Annotated in this window: 17 protein-coding genes; 11 read left to right on the top strand and 6 right to left on the bottom strand. The window is 66.7% G+C overall.

The window, feature by feature from the left end; all coding sequences use genetic code 11:
- Window positions 1-2 precede the first annotated feature (2 nt).
- Window positions 3-2,552 (top strand): HWE histidine kinase domain-containing protein, encoded by a 2,550-nt coding sequence (locus Q9Q95_RS07655; protein ID WP_306095630.1) that lies wholly within the window; start codon window positions 3-5, stop codon window positions 2,550-2,552.
- A gap of 58 nt (window positions 2,553-2,610) precedes the next feature.
- A complete protein-coding gene (locus Q9Q95_RS07650) occupies window positions 2,611-3,447 on the top strand; it encodes a peptidoglycan-binding domain-containing protein (RefSeq protein WP_306095627.1) in 837 nt (278 codons plus the stop codon).
- A gap of 199 nt (window positions 3,448-3,646) precedes the next feature.
- On the opposite strand, the gene Q9Q95_RS07645 is transcribed toward Q9Q95_RS07650, so the two are convergent.
- Complete coding sequence (locus tag Q9Q95_RS07645; RefSeq protein ID WP_306095626.1) at window positions 3,647-4,657, bottom strand: phage tail protein; 1,011 nt, start codon at window positions 4,655-4,657, stop codon at window positions 3,647-3,649.
- A gap of 159 nt (window positions 4,658-4,816) precedes the next feature.
- Window positions 4,817-5,599 carry a helix-turn-helix domain-containing protein gene (locus Q9Q95_RS07640; protein ID WP_306095625.1) on the bottom strand — a complete coding sequence of 261 codons (783 nt, stop codon included), beginning with the start codon at window positions 5,597-5,599 and terminating at the stop codon, window positions 4,817-4,819.
- 120 nt (window positions 5,600-5,719) lie between these two features.
- On the opposite strand from Q9Q95_RS07640, the gene Q9Q95_RS07635 reads away from it, so the two are divergent.
- Entirely contained in the window at window positions 5,720-6,094 is a 375-nt protein-coding gene (locus Q9Q95_RS07635) for a hypothetical protein (protein WP_306095624.1), read from the top strand.
- A gap of 170 nt (window positions 6,095-6,264) precedes the next feature.
- Here the strand turns inward: Q9Q95_RS07635 and dnaJ are convergent, their stop codons facing one another.
- Window positions 6,265-7,380: a molecular chaperone DnaJ gene (dnaJ, locus tag Q9Q95_RS07630; RefSeq protein ID WP_306095622.1), complete on the bottom strand. Its 1,116-nt coding sequence runs from the start codon at window positions 7,378-7,380 to the stop codon at window positions 6,265-6,267.
- A gap of 130 nt (window positions 7,381-7,510) precedes the next feature.
- On the bottom strand, window positions 7,511-9,424 hold the full coding sequence (gene dnaK, locus Q9Q95_RS07625) for a molecular chaperone DnaK (RefSeq protein ID WP_306095620.1): 1,914 nt from the start codon (window positions 9,422-9,424) through the stop codon (window positions 7,511-7,513).
- Between the two features lie 171 nt (window positions 9,425-9,595).
- On the opposite strand from dnaK, the gene Q9Q95_RS07620 reads away from it, so the two are divergent.
- Window positions 9,596-10,033, top strand: a complete 438-nt coding sequence (locus Q9Q95_RS07620) for a copper chaperone PCu(A)C (RefSeq protein WP_306095618.1) — start codon at window positions 9,596-9,598, stop codon at window positions 10,031-10,033.
- A gap of 179 nt (window positions 10,034-10,212) precedes the next feature.
- Here Q9Q95_RS07620 and Q9Q95_RS07615 read toward each other — a convergent pair whose 3' ends face one another.
- On the bottom strand, window positions 10,213-11,469 hold the full coding sequence (locus tag Q9Q95_RS07615) for a VCBS repeat-containing protein (protein WP_306095617.1): 1,257 nt from the start codon (window positions 11,467-11,469) through the stop codon (window positions 10,213-10,215).
- Between the two features lie 381 nt (window positions 11,470-11,850).
- On the opposite strand from Q9Q95_RS07615, the gene Q9Q95_RS07610 reads away from it, so the two are divergent.
- The 5 genes from Q9Q95_RS07610 to Q9Q95_RS07590 all read left to right on the top strand — a co-directional run bounded on the left by Q9Q95_RS07610 (window position 11,851) and on the right by Q9Q95_RS07590 (window position 16,309).
- Window positions 11,851-12,663, top strand: coding sequence for a M10 family metallopeptidase C-terminal domain-containing protein (locus Q9Q95_RS07610; protein ID WP_306095615.1), 813 nt, complete (start codon window positions 11,851-11,853; stop codon window positions 12,661-12,663).
- 165 nt (window positions 12,664-12,828) lie between these two features.
- A complete protein-coding gene (locus Q9Q95_RS07605; RefSeq protein ID WP_306095613.1) occupies window positions 12,829-13,362 on the top strand; it encodes a PH domain-containing protein in 534 nt (177 codons plus the stop codon).
- 282 nt (window positions 13,363-13,644) lie between these two features.
- Window positions 13,645-14,505: a CDP-alcohol phosphatidyltransferase family protein gene (locus Q9Q95_RS07600; RefSeq protein WP_306095611.1), complete on the top strand. Its 861-nt coding sequence runs from the start codon at window positions 13,645-13,647 to the stop codon at window positions 14,503-14,505.
- Window positions 14,506-14,511: 6 nt separating this feature from the next.
- The gene (locus tag Q9Q95_RS07595) at window positions 14,512-15,603 is read left to right on the top strand and encodes an inositol-3-phosphate synthase (protein ID WP_306095609.1); all 1,092 of its coding nucleotides are present in this window, start codon (window positions 14,512-14,514) and stop codon (window positions 15,601-15,603) included.
- A gap of 4 nt (window positions 15,604-15,607) precedes the next feature.
- Entirely contained in the window at window positions 15,608-16,309 is a 702-nt protein-coding gene (locus Q9Q95_RS07590; RefSeq protein ID WP_306095608.1) for an NTP transferase domain-containing protein, read from the top strand.
- A gap of 137 nt (window positions 16,310-16,446) precedes the next feature.
- On the opposite strand, the gene Q9Q95_RS07585 is transcribed toward Q9Q95_RS07590, so the two are convergent.
- Window positions 16,447-16,875: a hypothetical protein gene (locus Q9Q95_RS07585; RefSeq protein WP_306095605.1), complete on the bottom strand. Its 429-nt coding sequence runs from the start codon at window positions 16,873-16,875 to the stop codon at window positions 16,447-16,449.
- Between the two features lie 462 nt (window positions 16,876-17,337).
- Here Q9Q95_RS07585 and Q9Q95_RS07580 point away from each other — a divergent pair, with 462 nt between their 5' ends.
- Window positions 17,338-18,273, top strand: coding sequence for a hypothetical protein (locus tag Q9Q95_RS07580; RefSeq protein WP_306095603.1), 936 nt, complete (start codon window positions 17,338-17,340; stop codon window positions 18,271-18,273).
- Window positions 18,274-18,375: 102 nt separating this feature from the next.
- A complete protein-coding gene (locus Q9Q95_RS07575) occupies window positions 18,376-18,834 on the top strand; it encodes a vgr related protein (RefSeq protein WP_306095601.1) in 459 nt (152 codons plus the stop codon).
- Window positions 18,835-19,137 lie beyond the last annotated feature (303 nt).

Raw genomic sequence — 19,137 nt, 5'->3', positions numbered from 1 at the left:
ACTTGGCGGATTCCGGCGATTTCGAAGTCGACCTGACCAATTGCGATCGCGAGCCGATCCACGAGCTCGGCGCGATCCAGCCCTTCGGCTTCCTGCTCGCATTGTCGACCGACTGGCTGATCCGCCGCGCCTCGGCGAACATCCACGAATTCTTCGGCGTCGAGGCGGGCGATCTGCTCGGCACGTCGGCGATCCCGCTGTTCGGCGAGCACGCCGTCCACACCTTGCGCAATCGCCTCGCGATGCTGCGCGGTCCCGATGCGGTCGAGCGCATGTTCGGGCTCACCCTCCCCAATGGCCGCCGCCTCGATTTCGCGCTCCACATGATCGGCGACGTCCTGATCATCGAAGGCGAGGACAGCAGCGACGAGACCGCCACCGACGCCGGTTCGGCGATCCGTGCGATGATGGCGCGGCTCGACGCGACCGGCGACACCTCCAGCTTCTACCGCGAAGGGGCCCGCCAGGTCCGCGCGCTGACCGGGTTCGACCGCGTCATGGTCTATCGTTTCGATCGCGACGGCTCGGGCGAAGTCGTCGCCGAGGCGGCGCGCGCCGGGATCGGCAGCTTCCTCGACCTGCGCTACCCCGCCTCGGACATCCCGCAACAGGCGCGCAAGCTCTACGTCCGCACGCCGTTCCGGGTCATCGCCGATATCGAGGCCAGTCCGGTCCCGATCCTGCCGCGCCTCGACGAGACCGGCGCGCCGGTCGACCTGTCGCTGTCGGTGCTCCGCTCCGTCTCGCCGATCCACATCGAATATCTCAAGAATATGGGCGTCGGCGCGTCGCTGTCGATCTCGATCATCGTCGAGGGGCAGCTCTGGGGCCTGTTCGCCTGTCACCATTACAGCGCCCGCCGCCCGAGCTTCGAGCGCCGCTCGATCGCCGAATTGTTCGGCCAGATGTTCGCGCTCAAGCTCGAGAGCCGCGAGCGCAAGCAATTGCAGGCCTATGAGACCGGCGCCCGCGCGAGCAGCGACCGGTTGCTCGCCGCAGTCGCCGGCGATGCGACCTTGCTCGACAATCCCGACTGGCTCGGCGCGATGCTCCGCGAGACCGTGCCGTGCGACGGCATCGCGATCTGGATCGACGGCAAATGCGCGCATAGCGGCCTGACCCCGCCGCCCGAGGCTTTTCCCGCATTGGTCCGCCGGCTCAGCGCGATGGCCGCCGGCCGCATCTTCGCGACCGACCGGCTGGCCGAGACGCTCGAATCCGCCGATGCTTACAGCGACGTTGCCGCGGGTCTGCTTGCCATTCCGATCTCGCGCAGCCCGCGCGATTACGTGATGCTGTTCCGGCAGGAAAAGGTCCGCACGGTCAAATGGGCCGGCGATCCGCACAAGCCTGCCCAGCTCGGCCCCAACGGGCCGCGGCTCACCCCGCGCAAGAGCTTCGAATTGTGGAGCCAGGAAGTCCGCGGCCGCTCCGAGCCTTTCTCGGCCGCCGAGGTCCGCGTCGCCGAGATGCTGCGCGTCTCGCTGATCGAAGTCGTGCTGCGCCTCTCCGACGACGCGCAGGAAGAGCGGCGCCGCTTTTCGGAGCGGCAGGAACTGCTCATCGCCGAGCTCAACCACCGCGTCCGCAACATTCTCAGCCTGATCCGCGGGCTGGTCCGCCAGTCGCTCGATCCCGATGCCGATACGCGCAGCACCATTTCGCTGCTCGAGGGCCGGATCGAGAGCCTCGCCCGCGCCCATGACCAGATCACCCAGGATAATTGGAGCGCCGCCCCGCTCGGCCGGCTGATCGAGACCGAGGCCGCGGCCTATCTCGGCGGCAAGAGCCAGCGCCTCGTCTGCGCCGGTCCCGCGGTGTTGCTCCACCCGAACGCCTTTTCGACGCTCGCGCTCGTTTTCCACGAACTGATGACCAATTCGGCCAAATATGGCGCGCTTTCGGACAGCGGCAGCGTCCAGGTCGAGTGGCACCGCGACGACCAGGGCGATTTGCGGATCGAATGGCGCGAACGCGGCGGCCCCGCGGTCCAGCCGCCCAAACGGCAGGGCTTCGGCACCACGATCATCCAGCGCTCGATTCCCTATGATCTCGGCGGCAAGGCCGAGGTTCGCTATGCGCTCACCGGGGTCGAGGCGGATTTCTGCATCCCCGCCAGCCATGTCGCCGCCGACGACCCCGCAAAGGCGCCCGCCGCGGCGGTCAGCATCGCCCGCGACAGCGAGGTTCGCCGCGACGTGCTGACGGGTGCGGCGCTGCTGGTCGAGGACAGCCTGATCATCGCGATGGACGCCCAGGACATCCTCGCCCGGCTCGGCGCCGCGCGCGTGGTCACTGCGGCGAGCATCCGCCAGGCGCAGCAGGAGCTCGACCGCGACGCGTTCGAAATCGCCGTTCTCGACGTCAATCTCGGCAACGAGACCAGCCTGTCGATCGCCGATGCGCTGCGCGCGCGGGGCGTGCCCTATATCTTCGCCACCGGCTATGGCGAGCAGCTCCGCCTGCCGCCCGAGCACGAAGGCGCGCAGGTGATCCAGAAGCCCTATACGCTCGCCAGCCTCGCCCACGCGCTCGCTTCGGCACTGCGCTGACGCTTTCCCGGACACGCATTCCGCCCTATTCTGCCCCCGGGCAAACAGGGGAACAGCCGTGGCGATCGGAGCATCGGTAGGCAAAGGCGCGGTCAACGAACTCGCCGACGTCATCATCGTCCAGCATCTGCTCAACGACTGGCTCGGCGACACCGGCCAGACCTTGCTGCCGACCACCGGCAATTGCGGTCCGCTCACCATCGCCGCGATCACGGCGTTCCAGACCCGCGTGCTCGGCGCCACCAAACCCGATGGCCGCATCGATCCCGGCGGCCGGACATGGAACGCGCTGTCGAGCCGGTCGGCACCCCCCGCGACGCCCAAACCCACGCCCGCCCCTGCCTCCGCGCTCAGCGGCGCGGCATGGTGGCATGCCAATCAGGCCCAATTCCCCAACAGTGCGGCGATCGACGATCTCGTCCAGCCGTTCCGCGACCAGGTCGCCGACTTCCTCGATGCGCTCGAGGTGGCCGGCGCGAAGGTCAAGGTCTCGGCCACCCGCCGCAACCGCATCCGCGCCCAGCTGATGCATTATAGCTGGCGGATCGCCCATGGCTCGATCGCCCCTAAGGACGTACCCGCCATCCCCGGCTGCGCGATCAAATGGGATCATGGGGACCTCGCCCGTTCAAAGCAGGGCGCGCAGGAGATGGTCGATCTGTTCGGCATCGCCTTCCAGCCCTCGCTCACCTCGCGTCACATCGAAGGCCGCGCGATCGACATGACGATCGACTGGGCGGGAACGCTCCAGATCCGCGACAAGACCGGCCGCGCCCGCGCGCTCGGTGCGCCGCGCTCGGGCAACACCAACAAGGATCTCCACGCGGTCGGCGCGACCTACGGCGTCCGCAAGCTCGCCTCCGACCCGCCCCACTGGAGCGACGACGGGCGGTGATCTGGCACCCTCCCTCTCCCGTCGGGAGAGGGTTGCGCAGACTTGGGTCGCGCACTTCTGCGCGGCCCTGGTCGGAGCTGGGTGAGGGGATCACCCTATCGATAGCTGGCTCACCCTCACCCGGCTCCGCCAGGCAGCAAGCTGCCAAGCTTCGCTACCTCTCCCACAGGGAGAGGAGCATAGGATGCCGGATCAGCTATCACCCCACCAAAATCCGCCCGCGCAGATCGGGCAGCGCAAAGGCGTCGCCGCCCCCGCCGTAAGTCGTCCCGATCAGTCCGAACAATGCCGGATATTGCGCCACCGCGAGCAGCGACCCGTCGCACAGCGCCCAGCCTGCCGGGACCTGACTGCCGGCATAGGCGATCACCTGCCCCAGCCAGCCCGCGAACTGCGGGAACGCCCCGCCGCCGCCCGACGGTGCAGCGCCGCCGATATTGATCAGATAGTTGAGCCCCAGAGCCGGCACCGGCGCGCCGACGCGCCCGCCGAGCGCGACCGGCGGCAAACCCGGCGCCGCGCCCGCGCCGATCGCGGCGAAGCCGTCGAGGTCGGGCAGGTTGAACGCCACCGCATTGCCGCCGAAAGTCTGTCCGATCACGTGATATAGCGGCACGTTCGCCGAGATCGGCAGCGCGGATCCGTCGGCGAGGCTCCAGCCGGCCGGGGCATAGTTGCCGCCGAACGCGACGACCATGCCGATTGCCGGCGCGCCGCTCGTCGCCTCGGTCGCGATCAGATATGTGAGCGTCAGCGATTGCTGCCCGGTGATGCCGAGCTGCCGTCCGCCCACCGGCGTGCGCCCGGTGAGATCGGGCAGCGCGAGGTGGATACCGTCGCCGCCATAGGTCAGCCCGAACACCGCCATCAGCAATTGATTGGTGCTCACCGAAAGCATTCGCCCATCGGCAGCCGGCGCCTCGAAGGCACCTTCACGCCCGGCAAAGCTCTGGATCATGCCCAGCGTGAAGCCCGCCGCGGGTATGCCCCCCGCATGCGGCGGAAATTCGCCCGCCACCCCAACCAGCTGCGCCATCGCGAGCACGCCCTCGACAGGCGGAGAAGGCGGCGGCGCGGGCGGCGTCGGCCCCGGCCGGTCGAGATCGGGCGGGACCGGAACCGATGTCGCATCGCGCCCGGCCGGTCCGGCCGCATTGCTGCCAAAGATACGGAACAGGCGCCGCAGCGCATCGATGAGCCGTGCCAGCATCGTCAATGTCCCCCCGAGGCACCCCATCCGCCCCGCGAGTCGCCATACGCGTTTGCGCAATCCTCGTCCAATATTCCGCAAACCGGTACTGGATCGCTTCTATGCCCGGCGCAGAATTGATCTTGCCACCTTTGACAAGACATCCTGCCAATATCTTGATCATCTTGCCGAAAGCCGCCCCAGCGTCGCCTCGTCTGCCGGAAAGAACGCTTCGATCGCCAGTTCGTCGAGCGTCACGTCGCGCGGCGTGCCGAACACCGTGGTGGTGCTGAAGAAGCGCAATTCGCCCGATGGCGACTCCAGCCGCAGCGGCACCGCGACGTCGCCGAACCCGTCCATATCGCCGCTGCCTTCGGCCGAAGGATAGTCGCAAAGCTCGGCGAGCAATGCCGCCAGCGCCGGATCGCTGGTCAGCCATGCCTGCCGCCGCAGCCGTTCGAGCAGATGCCCGCGCCATTCGCCGAGGTTGCGGATGCGCGGCGCCAGACCCTCGGGGTGCAGGCTAAGCCGCAGCACGTTGACCGGCCCGTCGAGCAGATGCCCCGCCACCCCCTCCAGCAGCGGCGCCACCGCCGCATTCGCCGCGATCATGTGCCAGTGCCGGTCGACCGCGAGCGCCGGAAAGGGCTCGTGCCCCTTGAGCACCAGCTCGACCGCCCGCCGCGCCGGCGCGAGCTGCGGATCGTCGAGCCGTCGTTCCGAATAGACCGGCGCATAACCCGCCCCGAGCAGCATCGCATTGCGTTCGCGCAAGGGGACTTCGAGCTGCTCGGCGAGCAGCAGCACCATCTCGCGGCTCGGCGTCGCGCGCCCGGTCTCGATGAAGCTCAGATGCCGGGTCGAGATCTCGGCGTCGAGCGCGAGGTCCATCTGGCTCAGCCGGCGCTGCCGGCGCCAATGCCTGATCTGCTCGCCGAGCGGCCGCACCTGCTGCGTGGTCATTATCGTCTCCTTCGCAAGCCTCGCTACCGCCGGAGCCGCGCGCATTCCATTACCTGCCGGGTAATCGACCCGCGGCGCGCGAACGCCATGCTTGGGGACAGTCAACCAAGGAGAATGACCATGACCCGAACCCGGATGCTTCGCCCGGTGATGCTGTTCGATGCCGCCACCTGCCTCGCAATGGGCGCGTTGCTCGCCGCCACCGCCGTGCCGATCGCGGCGCGCACCGATCTGCCGGTGCCGCTGCTCCGCGAAGCCGGGATCGTGCTGTTCCCGTTCGCATTGTTGGTGCTCTGGGCCGCGCGGCAGGGCGGCACCCCGGCGCGGTTCGTCGCCGGGCTCAATCTCGCCTGGGTCGCCGCGAGCTTCGCCGCGATCGTCTGGATCCAGCCCAATGCGCTGGGCGCGGCGTTCGTGACGGTGCAGGCGCTCGCGGTGGCGGGAATCGCCGGGATGCAATTCCATGCGCTGGGCGGCCAGACGCGCACGGCATAAATTCCTCCCCGAGCTCGTCTCGGGGAGGGGGACCATCGCACAGCGATGGTGGAGGGGTGCGCCGCAGGCGCGGGCTCCGCGACAATGGGAGGGCCAACGCCACTGCGCGGGCCCTCCACCACCGCCTTCGGCGGCGGTCCCCCTCCCCGAGCAAGCTCGGGGAGGATTGCTCACCCCAAAGCCGATTTCAGCTTGGCGAAGAACCCGCTCGATTGCGGGCATTCGTCGCCGGTCTCGGTCGCGCGAAACGCCTCGAGCAATTCGCGCTGCTTCGCAGTGAGCTTGCTCGGCATCTCGACGTCGAGCCGCACTACCAGATCGCCGCGTCCGCGCCCCTGCAGCACCGGCATGCCCGCCCCGCGATGGCGCACTTCGCGGCCCGGCTGGGTGCCCGGCGCGATCTTGACGGCGATCTTCTCGCCGTCGAGCCCCGGAAGCGTGATCTCGCCGCCCAGCGCCGCCGTGGTGAAGCTGATCGGCGCATTGGCGAACAAGGTCGTGCCCTGCCGCTCGAACAGCGCATGCTTGGCGACGTGGAGGAAGATATAGAGGTCGCCCGAAGGCGCCCCGCGCGCACCCGCCTCGCCTTCGCCGCTCAGCCGGATCCGCGTGCCTTCGTCGACACCCGGCGGGACGTTGATCTTGAGCGTCTTGGTCTTGTCGGTCCGCCCCTCGCCGCGGCAGTCGCGGCAGGGATCGGCGATCACCTCGCCGGCGCCGTGGCAGACCGGGCAGGTCCGCTCGACCATGAAGAAGCCCTGCTGCGCGCGCACCTTGCCATGGCCGTTGCACTGCTTGCAGGCATGCGCCTGCGTTCCCGGCTTGGCGCCGGTGCCGGCACAGGTGTCGCAGCTCCCCGAGACGTCGACGGTGATCTCGCTGGTCTTGCCGTGCCACGCCTCTTCGAGGCTGATCTCCATGTCGTAGCGCAGATCGGCGCCGCGCAGGTTCGGCCGTCCGCCGCGCCCGCCCATGAACTCGCCGAACACACTTTCGAAGATGTCGCTGAACGCGCCGAAATCCTGCGCGCCGTGGCCGGGCCCGCCGCCCATGCCGTTCTTGAACGCGGCATGGCCGAAGCGGTCGTACGCCGCGCGCTTCTGCGGGTCCTTGAGGCAGTCATAGGCTTCGCTGACCGCCTTGAACTTGGCCTCGTGATCCTTGCACCCGCCATTCTTGTCGGGATGATACTTCATTGCGAGCTTGCGATACGCCGATTTCAGCGTCGCCTCGTCCGCGGTCCGCTCGCATTCGAGCAATTCGTAATAATCGACTTCGGTGGTCATAAGGCCCTCATAGCCCTCTCCCCTCCGGGGAGAGGGTTGGGAGAGGGGCAGAGAGGCGCGACAAGCGATACGTCAATTGTCACGCCCCTCTCCCCGGCCCTCTCCCCGGAGGGGAGAGGGAGCTTTCGGCTTACGCCTTGTTGTCGTCCACCTCGGAGAATTCGGCATCGACGACTTCCTCGCCGCCCGCCTCGTTCCCCGGAGCCGCTCCCTCCGCGTTCGGCGACGCGTTCTCGGCGGACTGCTTCTCGTAGATCGCCTGGCCGAGCTTCATCGCCACCTGCGCGAGCTCCTGGCTCTTCGCCTGCATCGCATCGGCATCGTTGCTCTCGACCGCCGCCTTGGCCGCGTCGACCGCGGTCTGGATCTCGGCCTTGAGGCTCTCGTCGACCTTGTCGCCGTTCTCCGCGAGCTGACGCTCGGTGGTGTGGATCAGCGATTCGGCGTTGTTCTTGGCCTCGGCCGCGGCACGGCGCTTCTTGTCGTCCTCGGCGAACTGCTCGGCGTCGCGGACCATCTGGTCGATGTCGGCGTCGCTGAGGCCGCCCGAGGCCTGGATGCGGATCTGCTGCTCCTTGCCGGTGCCCTTGTCCTTGGCGCTGACGTTGACGATGCCGTTGGCGTCGATGTCGAAGGTGACCTCGATCTGCGGCACGCCGCGCGGCGCGGAGGGGATGCCGACCAGGTCGAACTGACCGAGCATCTTGTTGTCCGCCGCCATCTCGCGCTCGCCCTGGAAGACGCGGATCGTCACTGCCTGCTGATTGTCGTCGGCAGTCGAATAGACCTGGCTCTTCTTGGTCGGGATCGTCGTGTTGCGGTCGATCATCCGGGTGAACACGCCACCCAGCGTCTCGATGCCGAGCGACAGCGGGGTCACGTCGAGCAGCAGCACGTCCTTGACGTCGCCCTGCAGCACGCCCGCCTGGATCGCCGCGCCGATCGCCACGACCTCATCCGGGTTCACGCCGGTGTGCGGCTCCTTGCCGAAGAACTGCTTCACGACTTCGCGCACCTTGGGCATGCGGGTCATGCCGCCCACCATCACGACTTCGTCGATCTGGCTCGACTTGAGCCCGGCATCGGCGAGCGCCTTGCGGCACGGCTCGAGCGTGCGCTGGATCAGCTCGTCGACCAGACGCTCGAGATCGGCGCGGCTGATCGCCTTGACCAGATGCTTCGGACCGTTGGCGTCGGCAGTGATGAAGGGCAGGTTGACTTCGGTGGTCTGCGCCGAGCTCAGCTCGATCTTGGCCTTCTCGGCGGCTTCCTTGAGCCGCTGCAACGCCAGCTTGTCCTTGGTCAGGTCGATGCCCTCGGCCTTGCGGAACTCGTCGGCGAGGAACTGGACGATCTTCGAATCGAAGTCCTCGCCGCCGAGGAAGGTGTCGCCGTTGGTCGCCTTGACCTCGAACACGCCGTCGCCGATCTCGAGCACCGAGATGTCGAACGTGCCGCCGCCAAGGTCATAGACCGCGATCGTCTTGCCGTCGTTCTTCTCGAGTCCGTAAGCGAGCGCCGCCGCGGTCGGCTCGTTGATGATGCGCAGCACTTCGAGACCGGCGATCTTGCCGGCGTCCTTGGTCGCCTGGCGCTGGGCGTCGTTGAAGTAAGCCGGGACGGTGATCACCGCCTGGGTCACGGTCTCGCCGAGATACGATTCGGCGGTTTCCTTCATCTTCTGCAGCGTGAAGGCCGAGATCTGCGACGGCGAATAATCCTCGCCGCCCGCCTTGACCCATGCGTCGCCGTTCGAGCCGCGCACGATCGTGTAGGGCACCAGCTCGGTGTCCTTCTTGGTGATCGGATCGTCGAAGCGGCGGCCGATCAGGCGCTTGACCGCGAAGATGGTGTTGTCGCCGTTGGTGACGGCCTGGCGCTTGGCCGGCTGGCCGACCAGCCGCTCGCCGTCCTTGGCGAAGGCGACGATCGAAGGGGTGGTGCGCGCACCTTCCGCATTTTCGATGACCTTGGGCTTGCCGCCTTCCATCACTGCGACGCAGCTGTTGGTGGTACCCAGATCGATCCCGATAACTTTAGCCATGGTCCCTCGTTGGCCCCCAGATGTTCAAGTGTTTAAAATCAAAAACTTGCCTGCCCCGCGCCCCGTGTCGGCGACGCAGGAGAAGCAGTTGCGAAAGCGATATTAGGTGCGCTTCCGCTTGCCGCAAGAAGGACACGATTCTAGGAGCTTTCCCGAATTGGGAGACGGTCGATGCGTGGATTTCCGGGGATCGTTGCGGCGGCATTGCTGCTCGCCGGCTGCGGCCAGCCCGCCGATCTCGGCGCGGACAAGGCATGGGTGCGCCTGCCCGCGGCGGCCGGCCGGCCCGGTGCGGCCTATTTCACTATCCGCGGCGGCGCGCAGGCGGACACCCTGCTCGCGATATCGACTCCGGCGGCACTCCGCGCCGAGCTCCATGAGACGATCGATCATCAGGGCGTCAAATCGATGCAGCCGACCCGCGACGTGCCCGTCCCGGCAAAGGGCGAAGTCGAATTCGCGCCCGGCGGCCGCCACGTCATGCTGTTCGATCTCGGCCCGGGGGTGAAGCCGGGCACCCGCATCCCGCTCGCGCTCGCCTTCGCCAGCGGCAAGAAGCTCGAGCTGCAGGCCGACGTCGTCGGCGCCGGCGATCCGCCGCCGAAGTAACGACGTGAATTCATCACCGGGAACGGCCGGGGCGTCCCGGTTCCGCCATCGCCGGACATCGCGTCGGATCGCCGGCGCGCGCCGCTAAGGGAAGCGTGGCGGAAGCGGACCCGCGGCGTGTCCGGCGGGACGACCGACAGGGCCGCCCGACCCAGGACGCTTGCCGAGGAGTCCGAGGCTCACTGGAACGGGCCGAACGCAATCATCGCCTTATCCGGCGGCGCGGTCGCAGCGACGTCGCGGATGCCGTCGCGATTGAAGTCGCCGAACAGCACATCGCCATATTGATCGGAGCTGCCGAGCGTCGTTCCGGCAAATAGCGGCTTCGCCGCCTGAAATTGCGCACTGCCGCTGTTCAGGAACAGCGATGCGCCTTCGAGCGGTCCGTGCGTGACGAGGATGTCGGGCAAGCCATCGCGGTTCAGGTCCGCGATACCGACCGCCGTCGGGTCCTGGGGAACCGTCAGGTCGCGCGGCTGCGCGAATGTCCCATCGCCACCGCCGAGCACGACCGACACGGTCGAGAGGAACCGTTTGGCGACGACGAGGTCGAGATCTCCGTCTCCGTCGACGTCCCCGGCGACCAGCCGCCACCCGTTCGGCAACGTGACTTCCGTCGGGCTGCCGAACCCGCCGGAGCGGTCGTTCAGCACGATGGTGACTCCGAAACGGTTCATCAGCGCGACATCAGTGAAGCTGTCGCGATTGAAGTCCCCCAGCGTCAGTCGGTCAAAAGCCCCGAACGGGTAGCGGACCTCCGGCTGGAAGGTGCCATTGCCGGCCTGGAGCGACACGGTCATCGTGACGACATTGCTGGCATCGTTGAACTCGATGGCGACCATGTCGAGCCGGCTGTCGCCGTTCACGTCGCGCAGCGCGAAATCGCGGATCTGGACCTGGTTCGTCCGCGTCTGGCCGGCGAGGCGGAATGTTCCGTCGCCATTTCCCAGATACGACAGGGTCTCGGCGTACCTGGTATAAGGCGGGTTGACTTCGGAGCCGTTATATTTGGCGACGAAATCGAGCTTTCCGTCGCGGTTGATGTCGCCGACCTCGATCATCGAAACGGGCTTGCCATCGACCCCGACCGGCGACGCGAAGCTGCCGTTTGCGACTCCGGCGAGGAAATTGACTTCGCCGACGCCGACACCGCCGGGACTATAGTTCCCGACGAGGAGGTCGAGCGTCCCGTCCCCGTTGAAATCGCCCGACTCGAATTCCTGCGGCTCGCGGAACGACGGCGTCTGGGTAGGGTAGAAGCTGACCTGGCTGGGCGTTGGGGTGGGGGTCGGCGTGGGGGTGGGGGTCGGCGTCGGCGTCGGCGTCGGAGCAGGTGTCGGGCTCGACTCGTTACCGTTGCACGAGGCGAGTACGGCAAGCGCGCAGGCGGCGAGCACCGGGCGGAACTCACGCTTCCAACGACCCAAATTTGTCATATTTTCCCCTTTATTTAGAATGCATTCTAGCGACTACCTCGGAGAGGGCAAGTCAGCTGCGGCACACCCGCTCCAAAGGTTCTGCGCCGGCGATCCGCCACCGCGACAAGCGCGATGAGCGGGGAGCCCCCACGGGATCAATTGGCCTTCGCGATGTTCCCGATCGCCTGCCCCGGCGGAATTCGCCTCGCCGGGGCGACGATGATCCGTCCGGACTTCGGTTCCGGAACGCAGACATCATACTGTAACCCGGTTCATACTATGGTTGCTCTGTTAATCGGTCGCCAACCACGCATTGATAACCACGCTTAACAGCTGAAACATAGCATCGGAGCCGCTCGCCGGGCGCGGGCCGGCACCAATCGTTGGGAGCGATTTGCAATGAGGGCCTATAACACCAGCTTCACTTATGTTTCGCCTCCGATTTCTACGGACGCGGATCCGATGGACTTCGACGATCTGCGCGCCGCCAATGCCAGCCCCACGCAGATGTACAATAATTACTTCACCGGCAACAACGACACGGTCGACGGCTCGAACAAGGCCGACGTGATCAACGCGCAGGGCGGATCGGACGCTGTTTATGGCCATGGCGGCAATGACAGCATCTATGGCGAAAAGGATCCCTATTCGGGCAATCCCGCGGCGGGCGTCGCCGGCGACGATCAACTGTACGGCCAGGCGGGGAACGACACGCTGTCCGGCGGCGTCGGCAACGACATTCTCTACGGCGGGTCGGGTGCGGATTATCTTTACGGCAATGTCAGCAACGACGCCTCGGCCGAATTGGGGAACGATTTCCTCTATGGCGGCTCGGGCAATGACCGCATGTACGGGCAAAATGGCGACGACGTGCTGGTGGGCGGCACCGGTGCCGACTGGATCTTTGGCGGCGCCGGCGCCGATCGCTTCGTCTATACCAGCGCGGCGGACACCGGTGACTGGGTCTTCGATTTCGTGCGGGGAACCGACACGCTCGATCTCACCGCGTTCGACCTTGATCCGCTTGCCTTTGTCGGCGCGTTGGCCTCGGCCGGCGCGGTCGGTCCGGGGGAAGTCGGCTACGTCACCGGCTACGGACCCACCAGCGTCGAAACCTATCTCTACGTCGACACCGACGGAGTCGCCGGCGCCGATCTCGAGATCCGGTTGATCGGAGTCAACCAGTTCGCGGCGAGCGATATCCTCTGGTAGGCTCGGGCGGCCCTGCCGGCTGCGCATGGGACGCTTTCCGGGTCCGATCCCGGTCCCGGAAAGCGCTCGGCGCCACCCGCTTTCTTCGGCGTCGCGGCGGCAATTTTTGGGACTTCCCCGTCCCCTTGGTTCCGCTATCCTCCCTCGCCAAGGGAGGCCCGTCACATGCCGCAAGCCATCGACCGTTTCCGTTCGTCCACCTTGGGCTGGCTGCGCGGCACGCTCGCCGGCTGGGGGACGATCCTGCTGCTGGTCGCCGGGCTCGCCGGCTCGATCTGGGCGCTCGCCCAGCGCCCGGTCGAGGGTTGGGCGTGGCTGTTCCCGGTCGCCCTGGTCGCCGGGCTGGGGCTTCTGCTCGCCAAATGGTTCGCCAATCTCGCCACCACCTATGAAGTGACCGACGACCGGCTGATCCTCCACAAGGGCATCGTGATGAAGTCGATCGACGAGATCGAGCTCTATCGGATCAAGGACGTCCGTATCGATTTCACCATCATCAACCAGATGGCCGATCTCGGCACGATCAGCATCACTTCGTCCGACGAGACCACCCGCGACGCGCCTTTGGTGATTCGCGACGTCGATCGCGCCCGCGCCCGCCGCGAGGAATTGCGCAAGCTGGTCGACGCCGCCCGCCGCAACCGCGGCGTCCGCGAGATCGACATGGTCCATGAGGATATCGGCGAGGGAATAGACTGACAGTCACTCCCTCCCTGCTTGCAGGGAGGGGTTGGGGGGTGCGCGCGCCTGCGCACTCAAAACGCTTGGCCAGGATCCTGGCGTCGAGCGAGGCATCGAGCCTTGCTCGACGCTACCCACCCCCGGCCCCTCCCTGAAAGGCAGGGGGACACCGTCACTGAATTGTGACAGTCCCCGCGGGGCGCGCAAAAACGCCCCGCCGCAAAACGCGTTCCCGGTTACATGCATATTCGACGCAAATGACTTGATGATTGCCCGGCGCGCGCTGTATGTGACGAGCCGATGACAATTCCTCCGCCGGACGGGTCGCGGGATCGCCGGATCGAGGATCCGACCAACCTCTGGATCATTCACCCGGCAGGGCGGCGCCTGCTTCCCTGGTTCCTCGCGCGCGGCATCTCGGCCAACGCGGTCTCGGTGCTCGGCCTGATTCTGGGCGCGCTCGCCGCGGCGGCCTATGCCAATTGGTCGTCCTGGCCCTTCGTCTTTCTCGGGCTGCTCTTCTCGACCGGCTGGCTGATCGCCGACGGGCTCGACGGCATGGTCGCCCGTGCCACCGGCACCTCGAGCGCGCTCGGCCGCGCGCTCGACGGCATGTGCGATCACGGCGTGTTCGCGTTGCTCTATCTCGTCCTCGCTTTCTCGATCGGCACGTCCGAAGGCTGGTCGCTCGCGGTCGCCGCCGGGGTGCTCCACGCCGTCCAGTCGAACCTCTACGAAAGCGAGCGCGCGCGCTTCCACCGCCGCGTCCGGGGCCTCGCCCCCACCCCGCCCGCGCCGAGCCGCAACCCGTTGGTCCAGCTCTACGATTTCGTCGCCGGCAGCGTCGACCGGATCGCCTTCCGACTCGACGCGGCGATGCTTCGCGCACCCGATCCCGCCGCGTTCGGCCGGGCCTATGCAGTGCGCGCGCTCGGCCCGATGCGGCTGATGCGTCTGCTCACCGCCAATGCCCGCGTCGCCGCGATCTTCCTTGCCTGCCTCGCCGCCGATCCGCGGCTGTTCTGGTGGTTCGAGATCGTCCCGCTCACCGCGGTGCTGATCGCCGGCCTGGCGTGGCACCGCATCGTCGAATTCCGTCTCCTGCGCAGTGCGGGGGCGGCATCATCACAATCGTCGCAATCCCATATCCAGAGGACCTGAACTGCAATGAAGAGCATCAACATCGCGATCGTCGGCATCGGCAACTGCGCCAGCTCGCTCGTCCAGGGCCTGTCGCATTATCGCGACGGCGCCAACGACACGGTCGGCCTGATGCACTGGGACCTGGGCGGCTATCGCCCCAGCGACATCCATGTCGTCGCGGCATGGGACGTCGATGCGCGCAAGGTCGGCAAGGACGTCGCCGAGGCGATCTTCGCCAAGCCCAATTGCACCGCGGTGTTCTGCGCGACGGTCGAGCCGACCGGCACCAAGGTCCAGATGGGCCGCGTCATGGACGGCGTCGCCGAGCACATGTCGGACTATAACGACGACCGCACCTTCGTCGTCGCCAATGATCGCGAAGCCACCAAGGAAGACGTCGTCCGCGTCCTGCGCGAGACCAAGACCGACGTGCTGATGAACTACCTTCCCGTCGGCAGCCAGGAAGCCAGCGAATTCTACGCCGAGTGCGCGCTCGAGGCCGGCGTCGCCTTCGTCAACAACATTCCCGTCTTCATCGCCAGCAACCCCGAATGGGCCGATCGCTTCACTGCGGCGGGCGTGCCGATCATCGGCGACGACATCAAGGCCCAGCTCGGCGCGACGATCGTCCACCGCGTGCTGACCGATCTGTTCGCCAAGCGCGGCGTCAAGCTCGATCGCACCTATCAGCTCAACACCGGCGGCAACACCGACTTCCTCAACATGTCGAACCATCGCCGCCTCGCCTCGAAGAAGATCTCGAAGACCGAGGCGGTCCAGTCGGTCGCCGCCGAGCGGCTCGAGGACGAGAACGTCCATATCGGCCCGTCGGATTACGTGCCGTGGCAGAACGACAACAAGGTGTGCTTCCTGCGCATGGAAGGCTCGATGTTCGGCGGCGTGCCGATGAATCTCGAGCTGCGCCTGTCGGTCGAGGATTCGCCCAACAGCGCCGGCGTCGCGATCGACATGATCCGCTGCGCCAAGCTCGCCAAGGATCGCGGCCTCGGCGGCCCGATCGACGCCGCCTCGGCCTATTTCTGCAAGCATCCGCGCACGCAGATGACCGACGACCTCGCCCAGACCGCGGTCGAGCAGTTCATCGCCGCTGCCTGACCCGGTGATCACCACTGCGATCCTGCTCGCCGCGGGCGAAGGCAGCCGCCTTCGTTCCGCGGCGGCGTCCAAGCCTTTGTGCCCGGTCGGCGGCAAGCCGCTGATCGCGCACGCGATTCATGGCTTCGCCGCGGCGGGGCTGGCGCGGGTGGTGGTGGTGCTCGGCTATCAGGCCGAGGCGATCGAGGCCTATCTCGCCGCGGGAAGTTGGCCGCTCGCGGTCGAGACCGTCCGCACGGCGGATTATCGCCAGCCCAACGGCGTCTCGGTCCTCGCGGCCGAGGAGGCGCTCGCCGGCGAGCCGGCGGTGCTCGCGATGTGCGACCATCTCGTCGATCCCGCGCTCTACGCCCGCGTCGCTCTGGCCGGCGCCGGCGCCGGCGCACGCCTCGCGATCGACCGCAACATCACCAGCGACCTGGTCGACCTCGACGACGTCACCTGCGTCGCTACCCAGGGCGAAGCGATCGTCGCGATCGGCAAGCATCTCCCCGACTACGACTGTTTCGACACCGGCGTCTTCGCGATCGGCCCCGGCCTGTTCGCGGCCTTGAACAGCCTCGAGGCGCCCTCGCTCACCGAAGGCATGCGCGTTCTCGCCGCTGCGGGCACCGCGCTGACGATCGACTGCAGCGACCTTGCCTGGATCGACGTCGACGATCCCGCCGCGCTCGACAAGGCCGAGCACTGGCTCCGCGCGGCCTGAAGGCTGCGCGCCCCCGGCCGCCGGGGCACCGCGGTCCGGAATCTCCAGCGGTCCTTCCCGCGGCCCGCTGACAGGGCGCGGCACCGGAAGGGCCGACGGAATTGGCGTCGGGGCGCGCTATCTGTCTTCGGACATCGTCAGCGACGCAGGTTCGAGACGACCCCGAAGCGATCTGCGGCAACCACCGCGACCACCACGCACGCCACGAGCGCGTATTTAAAGTAGCGCCGCGCTTTCGTCGGATCGGGCGCCGCCGCGGGGAGCGTCTCGCCCGTCGCGGGCGCGGGCGCAGCGAGCGGGGCGACGGGCATCGTGCGCGGAGGAGCATCGTCCGCCGGAGGCACGGTCTTGCGGATCCAGCGCCGATCCACCGTTCGGGCGGTGGCGAGGCCCGCGAGATAGAGGAGAATGGCGAGAGCGCCGAGCACGATGACCGGCCACGTCCGGATGTCGGCGCCGAACCTCAGGAAGAAGGCATGGCTCAGAGACTCCATACCTTTCACGAAACCCAAAGCCACGACGTGATGGAAGATCGGCGTCGCGGCGTGAACAAGGGGTCGATACATGGCTCACTCCATCGAATGGGGGCTGCAGCAGGGGTTGCAGGGAAGCGGGGCGTCCACGCCGCCGACCATTGGCGAGTCGGCGTGCGGGCATTCGCGGAAGCCTTTGAGAGGGAAGGTCATTTTCTTCTCCTTCTTGGTTGATGCCGTTTAAGCATGATTTATTTATCAAGCTGGTATGCTGAAGTCTAGCTAAATCTGCGCTTAACATACTGAAAAATCACGTAAAAACCTACTCCAGATTATGTTTTAGTGCATAAGGTACGAATAGTTGCGTGGATTCCAGTCAACGTTGACGGAGTTTGCGGGAACTATATCGGCGCGCCGCAAATCACCCGACGAATGCCCACCGCCCGCCAAAGTCCGCCGACTTTTCTCAAATCGGCGCATCTTTCCTGCACATTCCATTGCCAATGAAGATATTGCCGCTAGCCTGCGCGGATCGCGACGCCGGGGGGCACAAGGATGGATGAAGAGATTCAGCGGGCCATTCTATTGAAGGCGCTGATGCTGATCGCCGGGCAGCAAGGGATTGCACTCCAGGAATTCGAAAAGGACAAGGCGCGGGAGCTTGGGAGACCCTTCACCCAGTTCAACGCGACCCAGCAGACGCTTCGCGAAGGCGTCGAGCCCTATGCGAACACGGTTCGCCAGATGCTGCTCTGCGACTCGGGCAGGCTGCAGCTTCCGGCGGGGCCATTATGGGAGCAGATTCGCGCATTCGCGCTCGGCGAGCCGGTCGAGGAAAATCTCACGCTGCCAAGGTCGCTCCGCGACCTCCAGCACTGGCGGCCCGACAGGCCGAGCACGCGCAAGAACATCACCAGCGACATGGGCGGCTGCTGGTGGATATTCCGCCTGACCTCGAAAGGCGGGAGCGACCGGCAGGTCACGGCCTCCCTGCTGAACATCCGCCCCGAATTCTATTACGAGACCTCGCCTTCGAAATGCATCGAGTTCACGCTCGCATGGCAGGGGGGCAATGGCGAAAGCTTCGTCGATCAGCCGCCCCTCACCGTGCACGGCATATGCCACCACCATAATAACCAGCTCCACTTCCTCGGCATCCTCGACAAGCTGAGCGCGCCGCTTCCGACCGCGATGGTTCTGCACTATGAGGACGGCAGCACGCGACGGACGCATCGCCGCAACAGCGAGGGGGTGCTCTTCACTACGAGCTCGCATCGGGTCCAGATCAGCTGCCCGGTCGTCGCGGTCTATATCGACGGATCCGCCGATTGGCGCGGCGACGAATATGACGAGAAGCGCGCGGCGCTCAAGCCGTGGCTGGGCTCGCACGATGCCGACAAGCTGGCAGAGATCCTCCCCCCGCGTGCCTATGAACATCTGATCCGGCGGAGCCGGGAGGAAATGGTCTATGAGTCCCGCAGCAATCTGTGAAAGCGGGTCCCGGGACGCGCGGCCAGCCGGCGCTTCCGCCGCGGCGCCGGCTGCTCCGCAAACACCCGTGACAAGCAACGGCCGGATGTCCATGCTGCGTCCATGACCAGCCGCCCCCTCACCGAAGGCGAAACCCGCATGTGCGCCTCGGTGTTCGGCGACGCGGTCGACTATTCGCTGGCCAGGGTGGCGAACAGCAAATGGATCTTCTTCCAGCCGTCGAACACCACCATGGCGCCGCGCGGGACGATCCACTTCCACCCGAAGAGCGGCATTTATCACGAGGATTTCAGCCAGTCGCCGCTCGGCGTGCAGGGACTGTTCGTCCATGAGATGACCCATATCTGGCAGCATCAGAAGGGCATCTTCCTGCCGCTGAAGCGCCACCCCTTCTGCCGCTACGATTATGCGCTCAAGCCGGGCCAGGCTTTCGAGAAATACGGGCTCGAGCAGCAGGCCGAGATCGTCCGCCACACTTTCCTGCTCCGCCACCGCGCGATCATCCCCGCGGCCCCGGCGCTCGCGCAATACGAGACCCTGCTCCCCTTCAAGCCGGCCTAGCCTTTCTCGCTCCCCTCCCTGAAAGGGAAGGACCGGTGGGTGCGCGCGTCTGCGCGCCAGGAGACCGTTGCCCGGCATCAGCATGTCGGACAGGGCATCGAGCCCTGCCCGCCGTCACCCACCCCTCCCCCTCCCTTTCAGGGAGGAGAACCAGCTAGAACCTCTTATCCGGATCCGGCACCCGCCGTTCGCGCACGCCACCGTCGGAGGAACGCGGGGACGAAGCCCGTGGCGGCGGAGACGCGCGCGGCGCCGGCGCCGGGGACGAAGCGCGCGGCGGCGGAGACGCGCGCGGGGCTGGCG

This window comes from Sphingomonas sp. DG1-23, from assembly GCF_030730875.1.
In the GTDB taxonomy this organism is placed as follows: domain Bacteria; phylum Pseudomonadota; class Alphaproteobacteria; order Sphingomonadales; family Sphingomonadaceae; genus Sphingomonas.
Note: the sequence above shows the minus strand (reverse complement) of the source record. Positions and strands in the feature narration are given on the sequence as shown.

Coding starts and splice junctions, on each gene's coding strand:
- Q9Q95_RS07585 (WP_306095605.1), bottom strand. CDS start 16,875: ATGTATCGACCCCTTGTTCACGCCGCGACGCCGATCTTCCATCACGTC.
- Q9Q95_RS07640 (WP_306095625.1), bottom strand. CDS start 5,599: ATGACCACGCAGCAGGTGCGGCCGCTCGGCGAGCAGATCAGGCATTGG.
- Q9Q95_RS07595 (WP_306095609.1), top strand. CDS start 14,512: ATGAAGAGCATCAACATCGCGATCGTCGGCATCGGCAACTGCGCCAGC.
- Q9Q95_RS07635 (WP_306095624.1), top strand. CDS start 5,720: ATGACCCGAACCCGGATGCTTCGCCCGGTGATGCTGTTCGATGCCGCC.
- dnaJ (WP_306095622.1), bottom strand. CDS start 7,380: ATGACCACCGAAGTCGATTATTACGAATTGCTCGAATGCGAGCGGACC.
- dnaK (WP_306095620.1), bottom strand. CDS start 9,424: ATGGCTAAAGTTATCGGGATCGATCTGGGTACCACCAACAGCTGCGTC.
- Q9Q95_RS07580 (WP_306095603.1), top strand. CDS start 17,338: ATGGATGAAGAGATTCAGCGGGCCATTCTATTGAAGGCGCTGATGCTG.
- Q9Q95_RS07615 (WP_306095617.1), bottom strand. CDS start 11,469: ATGACAAATTTGGGTCGTTGGAAGCGTGAGTTCCGCCCGGTGCTCGCC.
- Q9Q95_RS07600 (WP_306095611.1), top strand. CDS start 13,645: ATGACAATTCCTCCGCCGGACGGGTCGCGGGATCGCCGGATCGAGGAT.
- Q9Q95_RS07645 (WP_306095626.1), bottom strand. CDS start 4,657: ATGCTGGCACGGCTCATCGATGCGCTGCGGCGCCTGTTCCGTATCTTT.
- Q9Q95_RS07605 (WP_306095613.1), top strand. CDS start 12,829: ATGCCGCAAGCCATCGACCGTTTCCGTTCGTCCACCTTGGGCTGGCTG.
- Q9Q95_RS07610 (WP_306095615.1), top strand. CDS start 11,851: ATGAGGGCCTATAACACCAGCTTCACTTATGTTTCGCCTCCGATTTCT.
- Q9Q95_RS07620 (WP_306095618.1), top strand. CDS start 9,596: ATGCGTGGATTTCCGGGGATCGTTGCGGCGGCATTGCTGCTCGCCGGC.
- Q9Q95_RS07575 (WP_306095601.1), top strand. CDS start 18,376: ATGACCAGCCGCCCCCTCACCGAAGGCGAAACCCGCATGTGCGCCTCG.